Origin of the sequence: Sphingomonas sp. Leaf21 (assembly GCF_916858675.1) — a bacterium.
In the GTDB taxonomy this organism is placed as follows: Bacteria; Pseudomonadota; Alphaproteobacteria; order Sphingomonadales; family Sphingomonadaceae; genus Sphingomonas.
This window is the reverse complement of sequence record NZ_CAKASM010000004.1, coordinates 1-22,566: the sequence shown is the minus strand read 5'-3', so window position 1 is coordinate 22,566 and position 22,566 is coordinate 1. Positions and strand designations below refer to the sequence as shown.

At 65.3% G+C, this 22,566-nt stretch carries 21 protein-coding genes and 1 pseudogene; 14 read left to right on the top strand and 8 right to left on the bottom strand.

The window, feature by feature from the left end:
• Positions 1-43 precede the first annotated feature (43 nt).
• Positions 44-430 (top strand): 30S ribosomal protein S16, encoded by a 387-nt coding sequence (gene rpsP / locus LRP66_RS05330; protein WP_007404083.1) that lies wholly within the window; start codon positions 44-46, stop codon positions 428-430.
• A gap of 156 nt (positions 431-586) precedes the next feature.
• Entirely contained in the window at positions 587-1,147 is a 561-nt protein-coding gene (gene rimM / locus LRP66_RS05325) for a ribosome maturation factor RimM (protein ID WP_230481481.1), read from the top strand.
• Here the strand turns inward: rimM and LRP66_RS05320 are convergent.
• Positions 1,137-2,045: an NAD(P)/FAD-dependent oxidoreductase gene (locus LRP66_RS05320; protein ID WP_230481480.1), complete on the bottom strand. Its 909-nt coding sequence runs from the start codon at positions 2,043-2,045 to the stop codon at positions 1,137-1,139. The two genes, rimM and LRP66_RS05320, sit on opposite strands and share 11 nt — an antisense overlap.
• 86 nt (positions 2,046-2,131) lie before the next feature.
• Here LRP66_RS05320 and LRP66_RS05315 point away from each other — a divergent pair, with 86 nt between their 5' ends.
• The 4 genes and pseudogenes from LRP66_RS05315 to rplS all read left to right on the top strand — a co-directional run bounded on the left by LRP66_RS05315 (position 2,132) and on the right by rplS (position 3,900).
• Positions 2,132-2,404: an AbrB/MazE/SpoVT family DNA-binding domain-containing protein gene (locus LRP66_RS05315; protein ID WP_230481479.1), complete on the top strand. Its 273-nt coding sequence runs from the start codon at positions 2,132-2,134 to the stop codon at positions 2,402-2,404.
• Positions 2,397-2,780 carry a type II toxin-antitoxin system VapC family toxin gene (locus tag LRP66_RS05310; protein WP_230481478.1) on the top strand — a complete coding sequence of 128 codons (384 nt, stop codon included), beginning with the start codon at positions 2,397-2,399 and terminating at the stop codon, positions 2,778-2,780. Before LRP66_RS05315 ends, LRP66_RS05310 begins: the two co-directional genes overlap by 8 nt.
• A pseudogene (gene trmD, locus LRP66_RS05305) lies at positions 2,777-3,492 on the top strand (tRNA (guanosine(37)-N1)-methyltransferase TrmD); the annotation flags it as partial. The gene LRP66_RS05310 and the pseudogene trmD, both read left to right, overlap by 4 nt.
• A 15-nt stretch (positions 3,493-3,507) precedes the next feature.
• The gene (gene rplS, locus LRP66_RS05300) at positions 3,508-3,900 is read left to right on the top strand and encodes a 50S ribosomal protein L19 (protein WP_230481476.1); all 393 of its coding nucleotides are present in this window, start codon (positions 3,508-3,510) and stop codon (positions 3,898-3,900) included.
• A 215-nt stretch (positions 3,901-4,115) separates the two neighbouring features.
• Here the strand turns inward: rplS and LRP66_RS05295 are convergent, their stop codons facing one another.
• Positions 4,116-4,757 carry a peptidylprolyl isomerase gene (locus LRP66_RS05295; RefSeq protein ID WP_230481475.1) on the bottom strand — a complete coding sequence of 214 codons (642 nt, stop codon included), beginning with the start codon at positions 4,755-4,757 and terminating at the stop codon, positions 4,116-4,118.
• 130 nt (positions 4,758-4,887) lie between these two features.
• Between LRP66_RS05295 and LRP66_RS05290 the strand changes: the two genes are divergently transcribed.
• A complete protein-coding gene (locus LRP66_RS05290; RefSeq protein ID WP_230481474.1) occupies positions 4,888-5,970 on the top strand; it encodes an energy transducer TonB in 1,083 nt (360 codons plus the stop codon).
• 67 nt (positions 5,971-6,037) lie between these two features.
• Here LRP66_RS05290 and rpoD read toward each other — a convergent pair whose 3' ends face one another.
• The 4 genes from rpoD to LRP66_RS05270 form a co-directional block, all read right to left on the bottom strand.
• The gene (rpoD, locus tag LRP66_RS05285; RefSeq protein ID WP_230481473.1) at positions 6,038-8,068 is read right to left on the bottom strand and encodes an RNA polymerase sigma factor RpoD; all 2,031 of its coding nucleotides are present in this window, start codon (positions 8,066-8,068) and stop codon (positions 6,038-6,040) included.
• Positions 8,069-8,210: 142 nt separating this feature from the next.
• A complete protein-coding gene (gene dnaG, locus LRP66_RS05280; RefSeq protein ID WP_230481472.1) occupies positions 8,211-10,013 on the bottom strand; it encodes a DNA primase in 1,803 nt (600 codons plus the stop codon).
• 126 nt (positions 10,014-10,139) lie between these two features.
• Entirely contained in the window at positions 10,140-10,700 is a 561-nt protein-coding gene (locus LRP66_RS05275; protein WP_230481471.1) for an endonuclease domain-containing protein, read from the bottom strand.
• A 22-nt stretch (positions 10,701-10,722) separates the two neighbouring features.
• The gene (locus LRP66_RS05270) at positions 10,723-11,175 is read right to left on the bottom strand and encodes a GatB/YqeY domain-containing protein (protein WP_230481470.1); all 453 of its coding nucleotides are present in this window, start codon (positions 11,173-11,175) and stop codon (positions 10,723-10,725) included.
• Between the two features lie 141 nt (positions 11,176-11,316).
• Between LRP66_RS05270 and carA the strand changes: the two genes are divergently transcribed.
• From carA to LRP66_RS05245, 5 genes are all read left to right on the top strand, one after another.
• Complete coding sequence (gene carA / locus LRP66_RS05265; RefSeq protein WP_230481469.1) at positions 11,317-12,501, top strand: glutamine-hydrolyzing carbamoyl-phosphate synthase small subunit; 1,185 nt, start codon at positions 11,317-11,319, stop codon at positions 12,499-12,501.
• On the top strand, positions 12,498-12,767 hold the full coding sequence (locus LRP66_RS05260) for a hypothetical protein (protein ID WP_230481468.1): 270 nt from the start codon (positions 12,498-12,500) through the stop codon (positions 12,765-12,767). The genes carA and LRP66_RS05260 overlap by 4 nt, the downstream gene beginning before the upstream one ends.
• Positions 12,767-16,099: a carbamoyl-phosphate synthase large subunit gene (gene carB / locus LRP66_RS05255; RefSeq protein ID WP_230481467.1), complete on the top strand. Its 3,333-nt coding sequence runs from the start codon at positions 12,767-12,769 to the stop codon at positions 16,097-16,099. Before LRP66_RS05260 ends, carB begins: the two co-directional genes overlap by 1 nt.
• Positions 16,100-16,194: 95 nt before the next feature.
• Complete coding sequence (gene greA / locus LRP66_RS05250) at positions 16,195-16,671, top strand: transcription elongation factor GreA (RefSeq protein ID WP_230481466.1); 477 nt, start codon at positions 16,195-16,197, stop codon at positions 16,669-16,671.
• 4 nt (positions 16,672-16,675) lie between these two features.
• The gene (locus LRP66_RS05245; protein WP_230481465.1) at positions 16,676-17,314 is read left to right on the top strand and encodes a rhomboid family intramembrane serine protease; all 639 of its coding nucleotides are present in this window, start codon (positions 16,676-16,678) and stop codon (positions 17,312-17,314) included.
• Positions 17,315-17,396: 82 nt separating this feature from the next.
• On the opposite strand, the gene LRP66_RS05240 is transcribed toward LRP66_RS05245, so the two are convergent.
• On the bottom strand, positions 17,397-17,612 hold the full coding sequence (locus LRP66_RS05240; protein WP_230481464.1) for a DUF4170 domain-containing protein: 216 nt from the start codon (positions 17,610-17,612) through the stop codon (positions 17,397-17,399).
• Between the two features lie 139 nt (positions 17,613-17,751).
• Between LRP66_RS05240 and LRP66_RS05235 the strand changes: the two genes are divergently transcribed.
• Entirely contained in the window at positions 17,752-19,008 is a 1,257-nt protein-coding gene (locus LRP66_RS05235) for an NAD(P)/FAD-dependent oxidoreductase (RefSeq protein WP_230481463.1), read from the top strand.
• A 101-nt stretch (positions 19,009-19,109) separates the two neighbouring features.
• Complete coding sequence (locus LRP66_RS05230; protein WP_230481462.1) at positions 19,110-21,323, top strand: alpha-galactosidase; 2,214 nt, start codon at positions 19,110-19,112, stop codon at positions 21,321-21,323.
• 196 nt (positions 21,324-21,519) lie between these two features.
• On the opposite strand, the gene LRP66_RS05225 is transcribed toward LRP66_RS05230, so the two are convergent.
• Complete coding sequence (locus tag LRP66_RS05225; protein ID WP_230481461.1) at positions 21,520-22,464, bottom strand: hypothetical protein; 945 nt, start codon at positions 22,462-22,464, stop codon at positions 21,520-21,522.
• Positions 22,465-22,566: the final 102 nt, after the last annotated feature.

The window sequence follows — 22,566 nt, the reverse complement described above, 5'->3', positions numbered from 1 at the left end:
GGAATGCCGGTGAATTCGAACGTTTCAACTCAAGGACTATAATATGGCTCTCAGCATTCGTCTGTCGCGTGGTGGCTCCAAGAAGCGCCCTTACTACCGCATCGTGGTGGCCGACGCCCGTGCGCCGCGCGACGGCAAGTTCATCGAGAAGATCGGCAACTACAATCCGCTTCTCGCCAAGGACAATGACCAGCGCGTGCAGCTCGACGCCGAGCGCGCGAAGCACTGGCTGGCCAATGGCGCGCAGCCGACCGATCGCGTCGCCCGCTTCCTCGACGCCGCCGGCGTTCGTGAGCGCGCCGCGCGCAACAACCCGAACAAGGCGAAGCCTGGCGAAAAGGCCACCGAGCGCGCCGAGGAGCGTGCCGAGAAGCTGAAGGCCGCTCAGGAAGCCGCCAACGCTCCGGCCGAAGAAACCGCCGAGGCGTAATCGTTCGTCCGTCATCCCGACTCAGGTCGGGATGACGGATAGATCGCATGCAATGGCATCGGAATGCGGGGCCATGCGTTTCCCTCAGCCAAAGGCTTAGGAGATAGCGCATGACCCCGCCGACCGAACCCGATCCCCGGACCGCACCCGACGATCATGACGACGCGACCAACCAAGGCGTCTCCGCGCCAGACCCCGCCGAAGGCGGAAACGACGCCCCCGACGGGGACGGCGACTCCCCCAACGGGTGAGCCGCGTGTCACGCTGGCGGTGATCATCGGCGCGCACGGCATCACCGGCGAGGTCCGCTTGAAGGTGTTTGCCGACGACCTGTCGGACTATCGCTCGTTCAACGACGGCGCGCTGACCCTGAAGTCGGCGCGAGAGGGATCGAACGGCGTCATCGCGCGCTTCGCCGAGGTCACCGACCGCAACGCCGCGGAGGCGCTGCGCGGCACCGAACTGACGGTCCCTCGCTCGGCGCTGCCCCCTCTCGGGGAGGGCGAATATTATCATGCCGACATCATCGGGCTGCCCGCCATCGCCAGCGATGGCGAAGCGCTCGGCCATGTCGCGCTCATCGAGAATTTCGGCGCGGGCGACGTGCTGGAGATCGAACGGCCCGATGGCCGCCGCTTCATGGTGCCGATGAAGGTCGAGGCCGTGCCCGAATGGGATCAGGATCGCCTGGTTGTGGAGCGCGCCTTCATCGCCTGATCGGGCTTTGCTCGTTCAACAGGTTGCGGATCGTCGTGGCCGCGACCCCGGCTTCGCCCATGGCGTGGCTGATCTGATCCAGCCCCTTCACCACATCCCCCGCCGCGAACAGTCCGGGGACCGAGGTCCGCTGGTGATCGTCCACCTCCAGGCATCCGCTGGGGTCGGCCTTCGCACCTGCCGACACGGCCAGTTCGGAACGGATCCGTGACCCCATCGCCGGATAGACGCTGTCGAACGTCATCCGCCCGCTCGCCGTGTCGAGCGCGATCCGGTCCCCCTCTATCGCCCAGCCGCCGCAGGGCCCGTCGATATGCGGGATCCCGGCATCGTCCAGCGCCCTGGCGCATTCGGGATCGAGGTCGTGCGCTTCCTCGGGAGCAATCAGCGTCACGTCGCGGGTGAAGCCGCGCAGGAACAGGGCCTCGCGCATGCCATGATCGCTTGTGCCGATGACGCCGACACGCTTGTCGGTCACCTCATAGCCGTCGCAGACGGGGCAATAGCGGATCAGCCCGCGCTCCAGCGCCGGATCGTGCACCTCGGGCAGCAGGTGCCGGGGACGGTGATTGACCACGCCGGTCGCGAGCAGGACGGTGCGCGTGGCATATTCGCGCTCGTCGGTGACGATGCGGAAATGGCCGTCCTCGGGCCGGATCGCGGTCACGCGGTGCGGCGTGCAATGTGCGCCATAGCGCCGGGCCTGATCGTGCATCCGCGACAGCAATGCCTTGCCGCTGATCCCCTCGGGGAAACCGGCATGGTTGTGCGTGCACGGGATCATCGCGGCGCGGCTGGACCCGCTGTCGAACATATGGATGCGCAGGTGATAGCGCGCGAGATAGATCGCCGCCGTCAGTCCTGCGGGCCCCGCGCCGATGATGATGCAATCGTCCATGGCGGGGCCAAAGCGCGAGCGCGGGCAACGTTCCTTGGCATTCGACGGCGGAGGGTGTATATACGCGATGTATATACGGAGCGGTCATGAGCAAGGACTATCAGGCGAAGGTCTTCCGATCGGGCAATTCGCTGGCGCTGCGCCTGCCCGCCGCGCTGGGACTGACCGAAGGAACGGAGATGACCTTGCGCGAGGAACAGGGGCGTTTCGTGTTCGAGCCGGTTAAGGCGCCGCGAAAGACGATCGACCTGACCGGCATCGCGGGCTCGATGCCGTGGCTGAAGCCGATCGAGCGGGAAGACTTCGAAATGGAGCCTCGTGCGTTGGACTGGGACGGGAAGCTGCTCGGCCGTGATTGAGCCGCGCTATCTGCTCGATTCCAATATCTGCATCTATGTCCTTCGGGACGCGAGCGGTCGTGCGGCACGGCGGTTGGCAACGTGCGAGCCGGGCGCCGCCGTCGCGTCGGCGATCACCTATGCGGAGATCATGCGCGGACTGGAGCACCATGGTACAGAGGCCGTGGCGGCGTTCGATCGCTTTTTTGATCGGGTGCCCATATTGCCGTTCGACCAACGCGCGGCGTCGGCATATGCGGATATACCGTTTCGCCGAGGTCGCTTCGATAGGCTGATCGGTGCCCACGCCCGGGCGACGGGCCTGACCCTCGTGACCAACAACGAAGCCGATTTTGCCGACATCCCCGGCCTAACCATCGAGAATTGGACGCTGTGACCTTTCGCGCGACGATATTGACGCTCTACCCGGAGATGTTTCCCGGACCGCTGGGCCATTCACTCGCGGGGCGGGCACTGCGGGAGGATCGCTGGGCGCTGGACGCGGTGCAGATCCGCGACTTCGCCACCGACAGGCATCGCTCGGTCGACGATACCCCGGCCGGGGGCGGAGCGGGCATGGTGCTGCGCGCCGATGTGCTGGCGGCGGCGGTGGATTCGGTGGCCGACGACCGGCCCGTCCTGGCGATGACGCCGCGTGGGCGCCCCCTGACCCAGCCGCGCGTCCGCGAGCTGGCGGCGGGGCCGGGTGTCACCGTGCTGTGCGGCCGGTTCGAGGGCTTCGACGAGCGTTTGTTCGAGGCGCGGGGCATCGAACAGGTCTCGATCGGCGACTATATCCTGTCGGGGGGCGAGATGGGGGCGCTGGTGCTGCTCGACGCTTGCGTTCGGCTGCTTCCCGGCGTAATGGGCGCGGCTTCCAGTGGAGTCGAGGAAAGCTTCGAAAGCGGCCTCCTCGAATATCCGCAATATACCCGACCTGCTGAGTGGGAAGGGCGCACGATCCCTGAAGTGCTGCGATCGGGGGATCATGCGAAAATCGCGAAATGGCGTCATGCCATGGCTTGCGAGGATACACGGTCAAGGCGGCCGGACCTTTGGGAACGTCATGAGGGCGTTCGGGTCGGTCGCCCTCTGGCGCGCGGCGACGATTGAGGAATAGTGTCATGAACGTGATCCAGCAGATCGAAGCTGAGCAGATCGCCAAGTTCAACGAGACGAAGAAGATCCCCGAATTCCGCCCCGGCGACACGCTGAAGGTCGGTGTGAAGGTCGTCGAAGGCGAGCGTACCCGCGTCCAGTTCTATGAGGGCGTCTGCATCGCCCGCGCGAACAAGGGCATGGGCTCGTCGTTCACCGTCCGCAAGATCTCCTTCGGTGAGGGCGTGGAGCGCGTCTTCCCGCTCTACTCGCCGAACGTCGACTCGATCGAGGTCGTTCGCAAGGGCGCCGTGCGTCGTGCCAAGCTGTACTATCTGCGTGGCCGCACCGGCAAGTCGGCGCGTATCGCCGAGCGTCGCGACACGCGTCCGGCCAAGGGCACTGCCGCCGCCGAGTAATCGGTGCGGCGGACCGTCCAGCGGTTCGACAGGGAAAGGGGCGGTGGCACCGAGCGGTGTCGCCGCCCCTTTTCGTTTTCCGCCCGTCCGTCCACTTCGACTTCGCTCGGTGCGAACGGAGGGTGGGGCGAGGCAGGCGGGCGTATAGGGGCGTGGTGTATTCCCGATCACCGTTCAGCCTGAGCGAGGTCGAAGGCCGGGGGACACGCCGCACCTCATCCTCCGAAGTTGATCAACCATACCTTGGGTTCGCCGGTGGGCTTGGGCTTGCCGTCCAGGCGTTTGGCGGTGATCAGGCGGACGGGTTGGAGGATCATCTGCCCCTTCATCGCGTCCATGCCGCCGCCCGACGGCTTGGCGAGGATCTTCTTCACCGTATCCGTGCCGGCGACCACCCGCCCGAACGCGGCATAGCCCGGATAGCCCGGCCGCGCGTCCATGCCCGGGGTCGGGCCGACGGTAATGAAGAAATTGCCGCCCGCCGATTTGGGTGACTGGCCGCGCGCCATCGAAATGGTCGCGTCGAGATGCTTGATCCCCGTCTTCGCCGTCGTCTCCAGCGGGAAGGGGGGAAGGATGCGTCGCGCATCGGTCCGGATGCCGCCCTGGACGAAACCCTGTTTCGGGTTCCGCTTGTCGCGCGCGGCGCGATAGAAGACCGTGCCGTCGAACCGGCCGTCATCGACATAGGCGAGGAAATTGGTGCTGGTCGCGGGCGCGTGACGCGTGTCGAGCGCAACGACGATCGGCCCCTCCGACGTGTTGAGCTGCACCCGGACATAGCCGGGACGGGGGACATTCTGATTGGCGGGGGCGGCTGCGGTCAGCAGCGCGAGAAACGGCAACGCATACTTCATGGCACCCCGATTACCGCCTTCCCCCCGTCTTGTGGAGGGGGCGAGCGCCTGACTGTGATGTCACCCGATGGTCAGCGCGCCGATACGTCCGATGGGAGAGTGGAAGAGGGGTCATTTCGGGGGGAAAGTCATGCGTTCGATCGTCATCTGGGGAATGTCATCCTGTCTGGCGGCGATGCCGGTCGCCGCGCAGACGGCGGCCGCGCCTCCCGTGCCGGAAGGGCCCGTGACGGACTGGGTGCATCCCGACGACTATCCGCCCGCGTCCATGCGGGCGGGGAACGAGGGGCGGGTGTCGGTCCAGCTCGACGTCGATGCAAATGGCATGGTCGCGGGGTGTCACGTGGCGAACAGCAGCGGCCATCCGCTGCTCGATGCGCGGACCTGCACGGTCCTGACCCAGCGTGCGCATTTCAGACCGGCGCACGATGCCACTGGACAGGCGATTGCCGCGACGACGCCGGTCATGAGCTTTCGGTGGCAGATTCCGGAAGGCAGCGGCGCTGCGGTGGGGGGCACTCCACCCGCGGCGCTTCCCGCAGGCGACCAGAAGGTCGTTAATGAGGGAATGGCCTTTCTCAAGACCCTCGGCGCGCCTCCGTTGCCTGCGGACCTGCCGACAACGCCCGAGCGGCTCGCGCTCGCCGACCGGATGATGCAGGTCGTGGCCAAGGACAATGATCAGCAGCACATGGAAGATGCGGGCCGTTCGCTGGCGGAGGAGCGCTTTGCCAAGACTGTTGGAGGCCTACCCCCGCGCGCCCAGTCTCTGGCCAAGGCCGATATGCACGCCGCCTATGATGCCGCGTGGCAACGCAGCCGTCGGCGCAATCTCGACCACATGCTGGGCTATTATGCCGCACGCCTGACCGATGACGATATGCGAAAGATCACCGCCTTCTTCTCGTCGGGCATCGGGTATCAGAGCATCCATCATGGCGAAGAATGGTCGCAGGCCGATCGTCAGGCCCTGGGCATGGCCATGTTCGATCATCCCGAACTCGCCAAATGGACTAGGTTGAACCTCGACCTGCTGCAGGGGCTCACCGCCTGGATGCACGATCAGCAATTGGCTTTTCAGGCGGACCTGACGGCCGCCCTCTGCCCGAAGCTGGCGCGCGATCATATTCAGCTGTCGACCTGCCCGGCGGTCAAACCGGCCCCGGCGACCGGCAAGGCCCGACCGGCCAGGCTGCTGACGACGCGTCTGTAGGGCCCATGAAAAAAGGGGCCGCCGGTCCTCCGACCGGCGGCCCTCTTCATTAGCCTCGTGCGCGACCTTACTGGTCGAGGAAGCTGCGCATCTTGCGGCTGCGGCTGGGGTGCTTCAGCTTGCGGAGCGCCTTGGCCTCGATCTGGCGGATGCGTTCGCGGGTCACGCTGAACTGCTGCCCGACCTCTTCCAGCGTGTGGTCGGTGTTCATGCCGATGCCGAAGCGCATACGCAGCACGCGTTCCTCGCGCGGGGTCAGGCTGGCCAGGACGCGGGTGACCGTTTCCTTGAGGTTCGCCTGGATCGCCGCATCGACCGGGATGACCGCGTTCTTGTCCTCGATGAAGTCGCCCAGATGCGAATCCTCCTCGTCGCCGATCGGCGTTTCGAGCGAGATCGGCTCCTTGGCGATCTTCATCACCTTGCGCACCTTCTCCAGCGGCATGGAGAGGCGCTCGGCCATCTCTTCCGGGGTCGGCTCGCGGCCCTGCTCGTGCAGGAACTGGCGGCTGGTGCGGACCAGCTTGTTGATCGTCTCGATCATGTGAACCGGGATGCGGATGGTCCGCGCCTGGTCCGCGATCGAGCGGGTGATCGCCTGACGGATCCACCACGTCGCGTAGGTCGAAAACTTGTAACCGCGGCGATATTCGAACTTATCGACCGCCTTCATCAGGCCGATATTGCCCTCCTGGATCAGGTCCAGGAACTGCAGGCCGCGATTGGTGTATTTCTTGGCGATGGAGATGACGAGGCGCAGGTTCGCCTCGACCATTTCCTTCTTGGCGATGCGCGCCTCACGCTCGCCCTTCTGCACCATGTTCACGATGCGGCGGAATTCGGTCAGCGCCATGCCGGTCTGCTGCGAAATCTCGCCGATCTCGCTGCGGATGCGGTCGACGGTCGCGGCTTCGTTGGTGGCGAAGTTGCCCCATTTCTTGTCGAGCCCGCGCACCGTGTCGAGCCAGTTCTCGTCCAGCTCATGGCCCAGATAGCGGTCGAGGAAATCCTTGCGGTTGACCTTGTGCCGCTCGGCCAGACGCAGCATCTGGCCGCCCAGCGCGGTCAGACGGCGGTTGAAGGCGTAAAGCTGGTCGACCAGGAACTCGATCTTGGCATTGTGGAACTGCACGCTCTCGACCTCGGCGGTCAGCTCTTCGCGCAGCTTGTGGTATTTGCGCTCGTCCGCCGCCGACAATTCGCCGCCCAGCGCCATGGACTCCAGGCGCTGCTGCTGGATCTTCGAGAACTTCTTGTAGATGCTCGTGATGTTGGCGAACTTCTCCAGCGCCTGCGGCTTGAGCGTTTCCTCCATCTGGGCGAGGCTGAGGGTGTTGTCCTCCTCCTCGTCCTCGGCGCGCGGACCACGGCGTTCGCCGCCCTCCTCGTCCTCACCGTCGACCGAGGGCTCTTCGGGTTCTTCTTCTTCCTTGAACTGCGGACCGGCGTTCTTGGCGCTGATTTCGCCATTGTCGTCCTCGTCCTCCTCGCCCAGATTTTCCGGGCCGGCGTCCTTGGACAGCATCGCGTCGAGATCGAGGATCTCGCGAAGCTGCATCGTGCCTTCGTTCAGTGCGGTCGACCAGTCGATGATCGCGTTGAAGGTGATCGGGCTTTCGCACAGCCCCAGGATCATCGTGTCGCGACCCGCCTCGATCCGCTTGGCGATGGCGATTTCGCCCTCACGTGACAGCAGTTCCACCGCGCCCATTTCGCGCAGGTACATGCGGACCGGATCGTCGGTGCGATCGACGGTTTCCTTCTTCTTGGTCTCGAGCTGCGGCCCGGCATCGCCGTCGCCGTCGTTGCTGTCGGCGGCGTCGTCGGCTTCCTCTTCGGACTCGCCGTCCTCGCCCTGCTCCTCATTCTCGACGATATTGACGCCCATCTCGTTGAGGGCGGCCATGATATCCTCGAGCTGGTCGGAGGACATCTGATCCTGCGGCAGCGCTTCGTTCAACTGGTCATAGGTGATGTAGCCGCGCTTCTTGGCGCGGGCGATCAACTTCTTGATCGACGCCTCGTTCAGGTCGATCAGCGGCGCATCGCCCGTTTCCGTGGTATCGGTCGTATCCGCCGCCATATTCGCCTTCGCCATCAAATGCCCTCGGGTCTCAATGCCCGGCCTCTTTCACGCACACCGCCGGTTTGGCAAGCGGGTGAGGGGGCCATGCGTAATTTTCCAGTGTGGGCGTAACTCGCCCAATATGCCCCGGATATGGGGCGCGAAGGTGCCTGTATCAAGCGGCCTCCCCCATCTGTTCGACCCAGTCTGCTAGCTCGCTCTGTTTACGCTGATGATCTCTTTGAGCTTTATTTTGAGCTTCGAACGTTTCGGGCGTCAGTTCGCGTTTAAATGCGTCAATCGCTTGCCGAAGATTTTCATGAGTCTCTGCCTCTGCAAGCATGATCTCGATCACGTGTCGTAAATCCTCACAAGCTTGCTCCGGGGGTGCTGAACGACGGTAGAAGCTGTAGGCTAGGTCGCGAGTGTAATTGCGCTCTTCGATTGGCGCTACATCAGTCTGCGATATTATCTGTTCGACCAGGCTTTCGGTTAGGAACTTATACTGGAAAGCTATATCTACGAGGTGTGACCGCCATTTATCGAGATAACGATCTTCGATTTTTAGGCGCTGCACCTCGTCAATGTAACTCGATAAAACAGAAGGGTGGCGCATAAGTCCAAGCAGCACGGCCCTTTTGAACGCATAGTCCAAACCCCTGCCAGGATTGCGGAAAGATTCTGCAACCGCCTGCCGAAGCTTTTCTGCGTTGGCTTTTCGAATGCCGAAGATGTCGAAATAGCGCGACATCATCGCGCGCTTATACTCGTAGGCCAGATCCTTGTGCGGGATCTGCTGCGCCAGTTCCTCCAGCCGCTGTTTCAGCGCGGCGCGGCCCTCGGGCGTGTCGGTCTGGGCCTGCGCGATCTCCGACTGCCAGAGCAGGTCGCTGAGCGGCGTGGCGCGGGTCAGCACGGCCTCGAACCCCGCCGCACCCTTTTCCTGCACCAGATCGTCGGGATCCTGGCCCTGGGGCAGGGTGACGAAGGACAGGCTCTTGCCCGGCTGGAGCAGCGGCAGCGCGCGGTGCGCGGCGCGGATCGCGGCCTTCTGTCCCGCGGCATCGCCATCGAAACAGAGCGTCGGCACGTCGACCATCCGCCACAGCCGTTCGAGCTGATGCTCGGTCAGCGCGGTGCCGAGCGGCGCCACCGCTTCCTCGATCCCGGCCTGGGCGAGGGCGATCACGTCCATATAGCCCTCGACCACCAGCACGCGGCCGGATTTGCGCACGGCGGGCGCGGCGCGGTCGAGATTGTAGAGCGTGCGCCCCTTGTCGAAGAGCGGGGTGTCGGGCGAGTTGAGATATTTGGGCTCGCCGTCGCCGATGATCCGGCCGCCGAACGCGATCACCCGACCGCGCGCGTCGCGGATCGGGATCATCAGCCGACCACGGAACCGGTCGTAGGGCTCCTTGCCGTCGACCTTGATCAGCAGCCCGCACTCGATCAGCGCCGGGTCGCCATAATCCTTCAGCGCCGCCTTCAGCTTGCCCCGGCTGTCCGGCGCGAAGCCCAGGCCGAAGGTGCGCGCCGTCTCGGGCGTGACCCGGCGGCGGCTCAGCAATTCGCGCGCATCGCCACCCGACAGGCCGCCCAGCTGTTCCGAAAACCATGCGGCGGCATCGGCCATCGCGTCGTGCAGGCCCTTGGCGCGCTCGGCCTTCTGCGCGGCGCGGCGGTTCTGTTCGGGCATGTCGAGCCCGGCGGCCTGCGCCAGTTCCTTGACCGCGTCGATGAAGGGCAGCCCGCGCTGGTCGGTCATCCAGCGAATGGCGTCGCCATGCGCCGAACAGCCGAAGCAGTGGTAGAAGCCCTTGTCGTCGTTGACGTAGAAGCTCGGCGTCTTTTCGTTATGGAAAGGGCAGCAGCCCTTATATTCCCGGCCCGCCTTTTGCAGCTTCATCGTCTTGCCGATCAGTGCCGACAGACTGGTGCGAGCCCGAAGCTCGTCAAGGAATTGCGGGGTCAGGCTCATGGCGTCCTCGCGATTATAATGTGTAGCGGAGGAGGGGGTTTCTGGCAAGGGGTGGGGGTGTGCGGCTGGGCTCCCGAACGCGCGTCGCTTTCCCTCCCCCAGCCCCTCCCGCCTGCGGGAGGGGAGCTAATCGGGATCGCGGCTGCTTCTGGCGCTTCCCCTCCCGCAGGCGGGAGGGGACCGAGGGGAGGGCGGTGCCGCAAGCGAGCGTTCGATGGTGAGGACGACGCCTTCAAGGTTGCCCAGAACGTCGTTGTTCCAGAAGCGGATGACGCGCCATCCTTGGGTTTCGAGATAGTGGGTGCGGGCTTCATCGTAAGCTGCACGTTCGTCGTGCTGGCCGCCATCGACTTCGACGATCAGCTTTTCGGATCTGGCGGCGAAGTCGGCGATATAGGGACCGACGGGGACCTGTCGGTTGAAGCGGACGCCCGCGACCTGGCGTCTGGATAGCGCCCGCCATAACCGCCGTTCCGCATCGGTCGGATTGAGCCTGAGTTCCCGTGCGCGCCTCGTCGGGCGGTTTTCGCGGAAGTGGCGGGGGCCCTCCCCTCGGTCCCCTCCCGCCTGCGGGAGGGGATGCGTTCGGGGCGGAGGGTAGTCATCTCCACGAAACGAAGCAGGCTCCCCTCCCGCAGGCGGGAGGGGTTGGGGGAGGGGGCAACGCTCAAGATTAGAACCATCCACCGGGCCCGCTCCCCCACTCACATCACGCCAGCGCCGCCTTCACCAACCCGCTCGCCTTGCTCATATCCAGCACCGCCGCATGGCGTGCCTTAAGCTCGGCCATGACACGGCCCATGTCCTTCATGCCGCTCGCCCCGATCTCCGCCTTGACCGCCTCGATCGCGGCCCTGGTCTCGTCCTCGCTCAGCGTCTGCGGCAGGAAGCGTTCGATCACCGCGACCTCGGCCTTTTCGGCGTCGGCGAGTTCCTGGCGGCCGCCCTGTTCGTACATGGCGATCGATTCGCGGCGCTGCTTGACCATCTTCTGCAGCACCTCGATCACGACCATGTCGTCATCGGCGGGCGCTTCGCCGGTGCGGAGTTCGATGTCGCGGTTCTTGATGGCGGCCTGGATCAGGCTGATCGCCGCGCGGCTTTCCTTATCGCCAGCCTTCATGGCGGCCACCTGCGCGGCCTTGATGTCGTCGCGAATCATGTCTCGTCCGTCTTGTCTGAAAGGCAGGGACGATAGCGCAGCGAAGCATTTCCGTGAACCGGTTGACGGATGGGCCATCGGGGTCTAGCGGACGCCACTTAGCGACATTGCAGAGATTTCAAGCAGGAGTGCCCGCCGATCATGGCCGACGCCAAGCCATTCGCCATGCCCGAAAAGCCTGAGGGCGCCACGGGTGTTCTCGTTCTGGCGAACGGAGACGTGTTGTGGGGGCGCGGGTTCGGCGTCGAGGGTGATGCCGTGGGCGAGGTGTGCTTCCACACCGCGATGACCGGCTATCAGGAGATCATGACCGATCCGTCCTTCGCGGGCCAGATCATCACCTTCACCTTCCCGCATATCGGCAATGTCGGCGCGAACCCCGACGATATCGAGGCGGACGCGCCGCACGCGCTGGGCATGATCGTCCGCGAGGACCCGACCGCCCCGTCCAATTTCCGCGCGGTGGAGAACCTGGCCGGGTGGATGGCGCGGCACAACCGCATCGGGCTGGCAGGCATCGACACCCGCGCGCTGACCCGCCGCATCCGCGCCGCCGGTGCGCCCAACGGCGTGATCGCGCATTCGGCGGCCGGCGAGTTCGACATCGCCGCGCTGCTCGACAAGGCGCGGGCCTGGCCGGGGCTGGAGGGCATGGACCTCGCCAAGGACGTGTCGACCGAGCTGCATTATGGCTGGGGCGAGACGCGCGAAGGCGGCCTGTGGCGGCTGGGCTTCGGTTATGCGGGCGCGGAGGGCGCGGATCGCCCGCACGTCGTCGCGATCGATTATGGCAGCAAGCACAACATCTTCCGCAATCTGGTTCAGGCGGGCGCGAAGGTGTCGGTGGTCCCGGCCACTGCATCCTACGAAGACGTGATGGCGCTGGACCCGGACGGCATCTTCCTGTCCAACGGCCCCGGCGATCCGGCGGCGACGGGCGACTATGCGGTGCCGGTGATCCGCCAGCTGCTCGATACGGGCAAGCCGCTGTTCGGCATCTGCCTGGGTCACCAGCTGCTGGGTCTGGCGGTGGGTGCCAAGACCACCAAGATGCACCAGGGCCATCGCGGTGCGAACCACCCGGTCAAGCGCCTGTCCGACGGTCTGGTCGAGATCACCAGCATGAACCACGGCTTCGCGGTCGAGCGCGAGACGCTGCCCGCGAACGCGCGCGAGACGCATGTCTCGCTGTTCGACGGGTCGAATGCGGGGCTTGAGTTGACCGACCGCCCGGCCTTCTCGGTCCAGTATCACCCCGAAGCCTCGCCGGGGCCGCAGGACAGCTTCTATCTGTTCGAGCGGTTCGTGGGGGCGCTTCGGAAATGAGCGTGTTGCTCGCACTTGCCTTGCAGGTCGCGGCGCAACCGACCAAGCCCCAGCGTCAGGTGAGTCGGGCTGACCTGAACGCCATGGCCGACGCGTGCCACGCACCGCGCAACTGGTTGGTGCTCAGGGGCCGGGAGGTCGTGTTTCGGGGAAACCCGGATGCCGATTTCGCCAAGATTGAGTGCGTGCTCAAAAAAGTCAGCGCAGTCGTGTCGATGAACAAGATCGGCGTCATCGGCAACGCACCAGCTTCGGAAGATAAGTAATGCCAAAACGCACCGACATCTCCTCCATCCTCGTCATCGGCGCTGGTCCGATCGTCATCGGTCAGGCGTGCGAGTTCGATTATTCGGGCACGCAGGCGATCAAGGCCCTGAAGGAAGAGGGCTATCGCATCGTCCTGGTCAATTCGAACCCGGCGACGATCATGACCGATCCCGAGCTGGCCGATGCGACCTATGTCGAGCCGATCACGCCCGCGGTCGTCGCCAAGATCATCGAGAAGGAACGCCCCGACGCGGTCCTGCCGACCATGGGCGGCCAGACCGCGCTGAACACCGCGCTGGCGCTGTTCGAGGACGGCACGCTGGAGAAGTTCGGCGTCCAGATGATCGGCGCCGATGCCGAGGCGATCGACAAGGCCGAGGACCGTCAGAAGTTCAAGGTCGCGATGGAGAAGATCGGGCTGGAATCCGCCCGCTCGGCGATCGCGCATAGCGAGGCGGAGGCGCTGGCGGGGCTGGAGAAGGTCGGCCTGCCCGCCATCATCCGCCCCAGCTTCACGCTGGGCGGCACCGGCGGCGGTGTCGCCTATAACCGCGAGGAGTTCATCGCGATCGTCCGCGCCGGACTCGACGCCTCGCCGACGACCGAGGTGCTGATCGAGGAATCGCTCCTCGGTTGGAAGGAATATGAGATGGAGGTCGTGCGCGACCGCAACGACAATTCCATCATCATCTGCTCGATCGAGAATATCGACCCGATGGGCGTCCATACCGGCGACTCGATCACCGTCGCGCCCGCGCTGACCCTGACGGACAAGGAATATCAGATCATGCGCAACGCCAGCCTGGCGGTGTTGCGTGAGATCGGCGTGGAGACGGGCGGCTCGAACGTGCAGTTCGCGGTCAATCCCAAGGACGGCCGCCTGATCGTCATCGAGATGAACCCGCGCGTGTCGCGGTCCTCGGCGCTGGCATCGAAGGCGACCGGCTTCCCGATCGCCAAGGTCGCGGCCAAGCTGGCGGTCGGCTATACGCTCGACGAGATCGAGAACGACATTACCGGCGCGACCCCGGCCTCGTTCGAACCGACGATCGACTATGTCGTCACCAAGATCCCGCGCTTCGCCTTCGAGAAGTTCAAGGGCTCGGAGCCCGTCCTGTCGACCGCGATGAAGTCGGTCGGCGAGGTCATGGCGATCGGCCGCAACATCCACGAGTCCATGCAGAAGGCGCTGCGCGGCCTGGAGACGGGTCTCAGCGGCTTCAACGATGTCGAGCATCTGGTCGGTGCCCCGCGCGCCGAGATCGAGGCGGCGCTGGCCAGGGCGACCCCGGACCGGCTGCTGGTCGCCGCCCAGGCGCTGCGCGAGGGCTTCACCGTCGCCGAAGTCCATGCGATCGCCAAGTACGACCCCTGGTTCCTCGAGCGGATCGCCGAGATCGTCGCCGCCGAAGCCGAGGTCATGGCAAACGGCCTGCCGCAGGATGCGGCGGGGATGCGCCGCCTGAAAGCGATGGGCTTCTCCGACAAGCGGCTCGCCTGGCTGGCGCTCCAGTCGGCCAATCTGCGCGGCATGGATCGTGGCATCGCGCGCGGCTCGGGTCTGATCCACGAAGTCGTCAAGATGATGACCGGCGGTGTGACCGAACAGGAGGTGCGCGAGCATCGCCACAAGCTGGGCGTGCGGCCCGTCTTCAAGCGGATCGACACCTGCGCGGCCGAGTTCGACGCCAAGACGCCGTATATGTACTCGACCTATGAGGCCCCGACCTTCGGCGAGCCCGAGGACGAGGCGGTGCCCAGCTCCGCCAAGAAGATCGTGATCCTGGGCGGCGGTCCGAACCGGATCGGGCAGGGCATCGAGTTCGACTATTGCTGCTGCCACGCCTGCTTCGCGCTGGCGGATGCGGGCTATGAGACGATCATGGTCAACTGCAACCCGGAAACGGTAAGCACCGACTATGACACCTCGGACCGGCTATATTTCGAGCCGCTGACCGCCGAGGACGTGCTCGCCATTCTCGACGTCGAGAAGTCGAACGGCGAGCTGGTCGGCGTGATCGTGCAGTTCGGCGGCCAGACCCCGCTGAACCTCGCCCGCGCGCTGGAATCGGCCGGTATCCCGATCCTGGGCACCAGCCCCGACGCGATCGACCTGGCCGAGGATCGCGAGCAGTTCGCGGCTTTGGTCGACAAGCTCAAGCTGCACCAGCCCAAGAACGGCATCGCGCGCAGCCGCGAGGAAGCGCTGATCGTCGCCGAGCGGGTCGGCTATCCGGTGCTGATGCGCCCCAGCTTCGTGCTGGGCGGTCGCGCCATGGAGATCGTCGACGGGCCGCAGCAGCTGGAGGACTATATCCAGACGGCGGTGCAGGTGTCGGGCGACGCGCCGGTGCTGATCGACCAGTATCTGCGCGATGCGATCGAGGTCGACGTGGACGCGATCTGCGACGGCGACCAGGTCGTCGTGGCGGGCGTGCTCCAGCATATCGAGGAAGCGGGCGTCCATTCGGGCGACTCGGCCTGCTCGCTGCCGCCCTACAGCCTGTCGGCGGAGATCATCGCGGAGATCGAGCGTCAGGCCGAGGCGCTGGCGCGCGGCCTGAACGTTCGCGGCCTGATGAACATCCAGTTCGCGGTGAAGGATGGTCTGGTCTATCTGATCGAGGTCAATCCGCGCGCCAGCCGCACCGTGCCCTTCGTCGCCAAGGCGATCGGCACGCCCATCGCCAAGATCGCCGCGCGCGTCATGGCGGGCGAGAAGCTGGCCGACCTGCCGCAGATCGACCGCCACATCGACTATTATGCGGTCAAGGAGGCGGTCTTCCCCTTCGCGCGCTTCCCCGGTGTCGATCCGGTGTTGTCGCCCGAAATGAAGTCGACCGGCGAGGTCATGGGCATCGACCCCGACTTCACCACGGCGTTCGCCAAGTCGCAGCTGGGCGCGGGCACCGTCCTGCCGACCGAGGGCGCGGTGTTCATCAGCGTCAAGGACGGCGACAAGGAGCAGATCGTTCCCGCCGCCCGGATGCTGGCGGAGGCGGGCTTCGCCATCGTCGCCACGGGGGGCACCGCCGATTATCTCGACCGCGCTGGCGTGACGGTCGAGAAGATCAACAAGGTGGCGCAGGGGCGGCCGCATATCGTCGACCGGATCAAGGACGGCGGCATCACCCTGATCTTCAACACGACCGAGGGGTGGCAGAGCCTGAAGGACTCCAAGCCGATCCGCGAAGCCGCGCTGGGGCAGAAGATTCCCTACTTCACCACGGCGCCCGCCAGCGTCGAGGCGGCCAAGGCGATTGCGACCGCGGGCACCCGTGGTCTTGAAGTACGCCCTCTGCAATCCTACTATTCGCGTTCGCACAACTGATCCCGACATGAGAACATGATGTGCTGGCGGGCCGCTCGTCCCCTGGGGGAGGGCGGTCCGTACCGGGAATGCGTATGGAATTGGGGACTAGGATTATGGCGACCGTCGAAAAGATGCCGATGCTCCAGGAGGGCTATGACAAGCTCACCCAGGATCTGCGGCGTCTGAAAGAGGAACGGCCGCTGATCGTCGACGCGATCGAGGAAGCGCGCGCCCATGGCGACCTGTCCGAAAACGCCGAATATCACGCGGCCAAGGAGCGGCAGGGCCAGGTGGAGGCGACGATCGCCGATATCGAGGACAAGCTGAGCCGTGCGCAGATCATCGACCCGAAGGATTTGTCGGGCGACAAGATCGTGTTTGGCGCGACCGTCACGCTGCTCGACGAGGACGACAAGCCGGTCAGGTATCAGATCGTCGGCCAGACCGAGGCGGACGCCAAGACCGGCCGGATCAGCTACAACTCGCCGCTCGGCCGTGCGCTGATCGGGCGCAAGCTCGAGGAAGAGGTCGAGGTGACGGTGCCGTCGGGCGACCGCTACTACGTCGTCAGCAAAATCGAATTCATCTGATCCGATGAACTGGGCAGCGGCACGGGCGACGACGGCCATCGCGGCCGTCACGGTGATCGTGTCGCTGATCCTGATCCTGACCGGCATGGTGCCCGAAGCGGCGGTCGCGGCGGGATTCATCCCCCTGCGGTTCGAGGGCGCGGCGCTCCCCCCCGATTTCGGCTTTGCCGTGCCGACGATCCTGACCCCGCTGACCGCGACGCTGATCCATGGCGGGTTGGCGCATATCGCGTTCAACCTCGTCATGCTGGTCTATTGCGGCGCGCAGACCGAGCGGGCCCTGGGACCGCGCGGTGTCGTCATCCTGTACGTCGTCGGTGCCTATGCGGCGGCGATCGCGCAATATTTTCCGGATCCCGGCTCGGCCATGCCGATGATCGGCGCGAGCGGTGCGATTTCGGCGATCGTCGGGGCCTATGCGCTGCTTTACGGTCGGCGACGCGCTGTCAAAGGCGTGGCGGGGCTATCGGCCGAGATGACCCATGTCCTGTGGCTGGCGGCGGGGTGGATCGGCATCCAGTTGCTGCTCGGCTATGCCGGGATGGGCATGGGCGCGATCGCGGTCGCCGCGCATATCGGCGGCTTCGTCGCCGGGCTGGTCTTCGCCAAGCCCTTGCTGCTGTGGCGCTATCGTAACGCCTGACGAAGGCCGGGCTCTGCCCCCACCCTCCGTTCAGCCCGAGCGAAGTCGAAGGCCACGCCCCCGACCTCGCCCATCACCGAAATCAACCGAGCGTCGGCTCCAGCAGGCGGTGGAGATGCACGACGACGAACTTCATCTCGGCATCGTCCACCGTCCGCTGCGCGGCGGCGCGCCAGGCCTTTTCGGCGCTCGCATAGTCGGGGAAGACGCCGACCACTTCCAGGGCGGCGGGATCGACGAAATCGAGAGTCTGCGGGTCGCTGACGCGGCCGCCGAACACGAGGTGCAGCTTGCTCATGGTGTCTCCTGAAGATTTACCCTTCCCCTAGCGGCAAGCGCGCTCCGATTGAAGACGCTGATTGGCGATCGCAACGCTTTGTCATGCCATCGGGTCATCATCCTTGGCAGCGCGCGGCGTTCGCGCCTAGGACGGGCGCATGACCGAAACCCCCACCTCCTACGACATCGTCATCGTCGGCACCGGCCATGCGGGCGCGCAGGCCGCGATCGCGCTGCGGCAGGAAGGTTTCGACGGCACGATCGCGATGATCGGCGAGGAGGATTATCCTCCCTATGAGCGCCCGCCGCTGTCCAAGGAATATCTGGCCGGGGGCAAGGCGTTCGAGCGTATCCTGATCCGCCCGGAGCGTTTCTGGGACGAACGGCGCATCGCCCTTCGCCTGGGGGAGCGGGTCGTCGCGGTCGATGCGGAGGCACGATGCCTGACCACGGCGGCGGGCGATCTGGTCGATTATGGCACGTTGATCTGGGCTGCCGGTGGCCATGCGCGGCGACTGTCGTGCAACGGGTATGACCTGGCGGGCGTCCATTCGGTGCGAACCCGATCGGATGTCGATCGGCTGATCGCCGAATTGCCGAACGTGCGGGACGTCGTGGTGATCGGCGGCGGCTATATCGGGCTGGAGGCGGCGGCGGTGCTGACCAGGTTCGGCAAGGCGGTGACGATCGTCGAGGCGCAGGATCGCGTGCTGGCGCGCGTCGCGGGCGAGGCGCTGTCGCGCTTCTACGAGGACGAGCACCGGGCGCATGGCGTGACGATCCGGCTGAACGAGAGCGTCACCTGCCTGGAAGGCGACGGAGCGATTGCCGGCGTGCGGCTGTCGGACGGCACGGTGCTGGCGGCGCAGATGGCGATCGTCGGGATCGGCATCATCCCCTCGGTCGCCCCGCTGATCGCGGCGGGGGCGGCGGGCGGGAATGGGGTCGCGATCGATCCGCAGGGGCGGACCAGCCTGCCGCACGTCTTCGCGATCGGCGACTGCGCCGCGCATGTGAACCCATTCGCCGACGGGGCGGTCATCCGGCTGGAGTCGGTCCAGAACGCGCATGACCAGGCGACCGTCGCGGCGCGGACGATCGTCGGTCGCGACGTCGCCTATCACGCGGTGCCCTGGTTCTGGTCCAACCAATATGACCTGAAGTTGCAGACGGTCGGCCTGTCGACCGGCCATGATCGTGCGATCCTGCGCGGTGATCCGGCGACGCGAAGCTTTTCGGTCGTGTATCTGCGCGAAGGCCGGGTGATCGCGCTCGATTGCGTCAACGCGATGCGCGACTTCGTCCAGGGCAAGGCGCTGGTCGCCGATGGCGCGGTGATCGCCGCGGCGGCACTGGCCGACGCCACGCAGCCGCTGAAGACGCTTTGGCCGAAACAGGACATACCGTCCGCGTAAACAAAGCCTTGCGTCGAGCCCCGTCGCTATGTCAGACTTAATGCAAAGGTTTGCAGGAGAGCGTGATGGGGTGGCGGAACGTCGTTTTGGCGGGTGTGGGCATGATGGCATTGGCCGTTGGCGCAACGCCCCTCTCCGCAAAGGTCACGGCCCCGGCGGGGGCGCGCGTCTTTCGCCTGGACGGCGGTGGCGTCACCTATGCCATGGGGGTGGACGAGAAGGGCTATCTCCAGCCGCTCTACTGGGGCGCGTCGCTCGCGGAGAACGATCCGCTGGTGTCGGGCGATCCGGTCAAGACGGGTGATCCCATCGTCCTGAAGGCGCCGGGCGAGTTGTCAGGCTTCGACCCCGCCGGGTCGGTGACGCTTCAGGAATATCCGGGGCAGGGCGAAGGGCTGGTCAGCGAGCCCGGCGTCAAGGCGCTGTTCGCCGACGGCAATCGCGACCTCGTCCTCAAATATCGCAGCCACAAGGCGAATGGCGAGACGCTGACCGTCGAACTGGCCGATATCCGCCGCCCGCTGTTCGTCACGCTGACCTACACGATCGATCCGGAGACCGGCATCGTCGCGCGCTCGGCCAGGGTGCGCAACGGCGATGCGAAGCCGGTACGGGTCGATCAACTGGCCGCCGCGGTCTTCTCGCTGCCGGTCGGGGACGATTACCGGCTGCATTACCTGACCGGTCGCCATGCCGCCGAATGGACCCAGAAGACCGTGCCGGTCGAGGCGGCCGAGACCGTGCTGGAGAGCCGTCGCGGATCGACCGGTCATGGCAACAATCCCTGGTTCGCGATCGGTCGCGAAGGCCTGACCAGCGAAAAGGACGGACCGGTCTGGTACGGCGCACTGGCCTGGTCGGGATCGTTCCGGATCAGCGTCGCGTCGGACAATCTCGGCCGGGTGCGGATCGCGGGCGGGTACAACCCTTACGACTTTTCGTGGACGTTGAAGCCCGGCGAGACGCTCGACACGCCGATCTTCTATGCGGGCTATTCGAGTGAGGGAATGGGCGGCGCGTCGCGGACCTTCCACCGGTTCGAGGTGTCCCATATCCTGCCGCACGGCGACAAGGCGCGGGTGCGTCCGGTCCTCTATAATAGCTGGGAAGCGACGGCCTTCGACGTGACCGAAGCGGGGCAGATGGCGCTGGCCGATAAGGCGGCGAAGATCGGCGTCGAGCGGTTCGTGGTCGATGACGGCTGGTTCGGCGCGCGCAACAGCGACAAGGCGGGCCTGGGCGACTGGACCGTCAACCCGACCAAATTCCCCAATGGCCTGAAGCCGCTGATCGACCGGGTGAAGGGGCTGGGCATGGACTTCGGCCTGTGGGTCGAGCCCGAGATGGTCAATGTCGACAGCGACCTGTACCGCGCGCATCCCGACTGGGTGCTCAACTTCCCCGACCGGCCGCGTACCGAGGGGCGCAACCAGCTCGTCCTCAACCTCGCACGCACCGATGTGCGGGATCACCTGCTGACCGTGCTCGACAAGCTGGTGACTGAGAACGACATCGCCTTCCTCAAATGGGACTATAACCGCAACTGGACCGAGGCGGGCTGGCCCGAACAGCCGGTCGCCGACCAGCAGCGCGTCTATGTCGAATATGTCCGCAACCTCTACTACATCCTGTCCGAACTGCGGCGGCGGCATCCGAAGCTGGAGATCGAGGCGTGTTCGGGCGGCGGCGGGCGAGTCGATCTGGGTATCATCGGGCTGACCGATGAGGTCTGGCCCTCCGACAATACCGATCCCGCCGACCGGTTGAGCATCCAGGACGGCTTCACCCGCGCCTATCCGGTCGCGGTCATGATGGCCTGGGTCACCGACAGCCCCAATTGGGCGAATACCCGCGTCACCAGTCTCGATTACCGCTTCCTGTCGTCGATGCAGGGCGGGCTCGGCATCGGCGCGAACCTCGACAAGTGGAACGACGCCGACTTCGCCACCGCGCGCAAATGGGTCGCGGCGTACAAGACCATCCGCGAGACGGTGCAGCGCGGCGCGCTCTACCGACTGGAGTCGCCGACCGGCGACAATGCGACCGCGGCGACCATGTATGTCGGCCGCGACAAGCGGCAGGGCGTGTTGTTCCAGATGCTGCATTCGTCGATGTGGCGCGACAATCCGGCGGCGATCCATGCCCAGGGGCTGGACCCGGCGCGGGTCTACACGGTCAAGATGCTCGACGGATCGGCAAGACCCGCGGGCGTCCCCGAGCGCGCGTCGGGCGCCTATTGGATGAACCGAGGTCTGCGCGCACCGCTCAAGGGCGATTTCGTCGGTACGGCGTTCGTGTTCGAGGCGGTGGGGTAGGGGGGAGCCGCATGGCACCTCGATCGCTGGGATGAACGTCGTCGGTCTGAATGACCTTCCCGCTTCCCCGTCGAAATTGGAAGTCTCAGGAATTGTGGATTGGGAACGGGCCATGGGAAAGCGCGCCGCACAGGCGGCCGTCATCCCGATCCATGCGCCTCTTTCCCCATGATTGGTTACTTGCCGAGAAGAGACCTTATCCGCCTGCCTTCATTACCCGGAACGGTGCGGAGCAGATCGTGTAGGCTTCCTTATACGGCTTATCCCAGCAACGCGCGAAGCCATCGAGTACATTGAGGTTCATCGGCCAACGAATCTCGATCGGCTTTCCATCGGGGCCGCGCGGATCGAAGCCATCGGGCTTGGGCAACGCCGCGAGCGCGGCACGCGACTGATCGAAGGCAGCGCGGTCGCGGCGGAGGAACGCGATGCTACCATCGACATATAGATTCCAGCCCATGCCATGATCTTCCTCGACCGTCTTGCGCGACCGTTCGAATAGCGTGATCGCAGCGGCGCTCTGGCCTAGATCGGCGCGAAGCTGACCCTCATGCCAGTAAAGAATACTCGCGTTCCGTTCGGGTTTGTTGGTTTCGCGCCAGTCACGGATCAGGTCTGCCGCCTCTGCTTCGCAGCCACGCATCGACAGCGCGCGCCAACCGCCGGTCGTATCCTGATCGAATGCCTGCTGCGGCAGCGCCATCATTGCAGCGCGGTCATACGTGCAGTCGGGGGCGGCGGCGGCGAGCAGGAAAGCGATCAGCATGCCGACTTGTGACCCAGAAGAAGCTTCAGCGGCAAGTACGATCAACATTGAGATGGTATCGGGAACACGCGCATTGGCGTTTTCCATTTCTCGATCGGCCGTGGCAAGGAAGGCCACGACGCGGAGGTGGCTATGACATTCACCATGGAAGCTATCGGCTATGTGCGGGGCGGCAGGTCTGACCCCATCGACGACGATTGGGGAGGCAGCCGAACCACGATCGAGTTGGACGCGACGCAGGTTGGATCCGACGCGCTGGCGGGGTTTGATGCGTTTAGCCACGCCGGAATCGTTGCCGGTCGCCTCGAGGATGATGGTGTGAAAGAGTCGATCGGCGGCACGGCCTAGCTCGGTGTGGAGGCCGTTGCGATCCATGCGATTGGATTTTCGTTATTGGTTCGAAACCGTCCGAAAACGCGGATCCTGATTCCCGTGCGCATCTCGGCAGTGTAATCTTCTGGCATGGCGTATATCGAG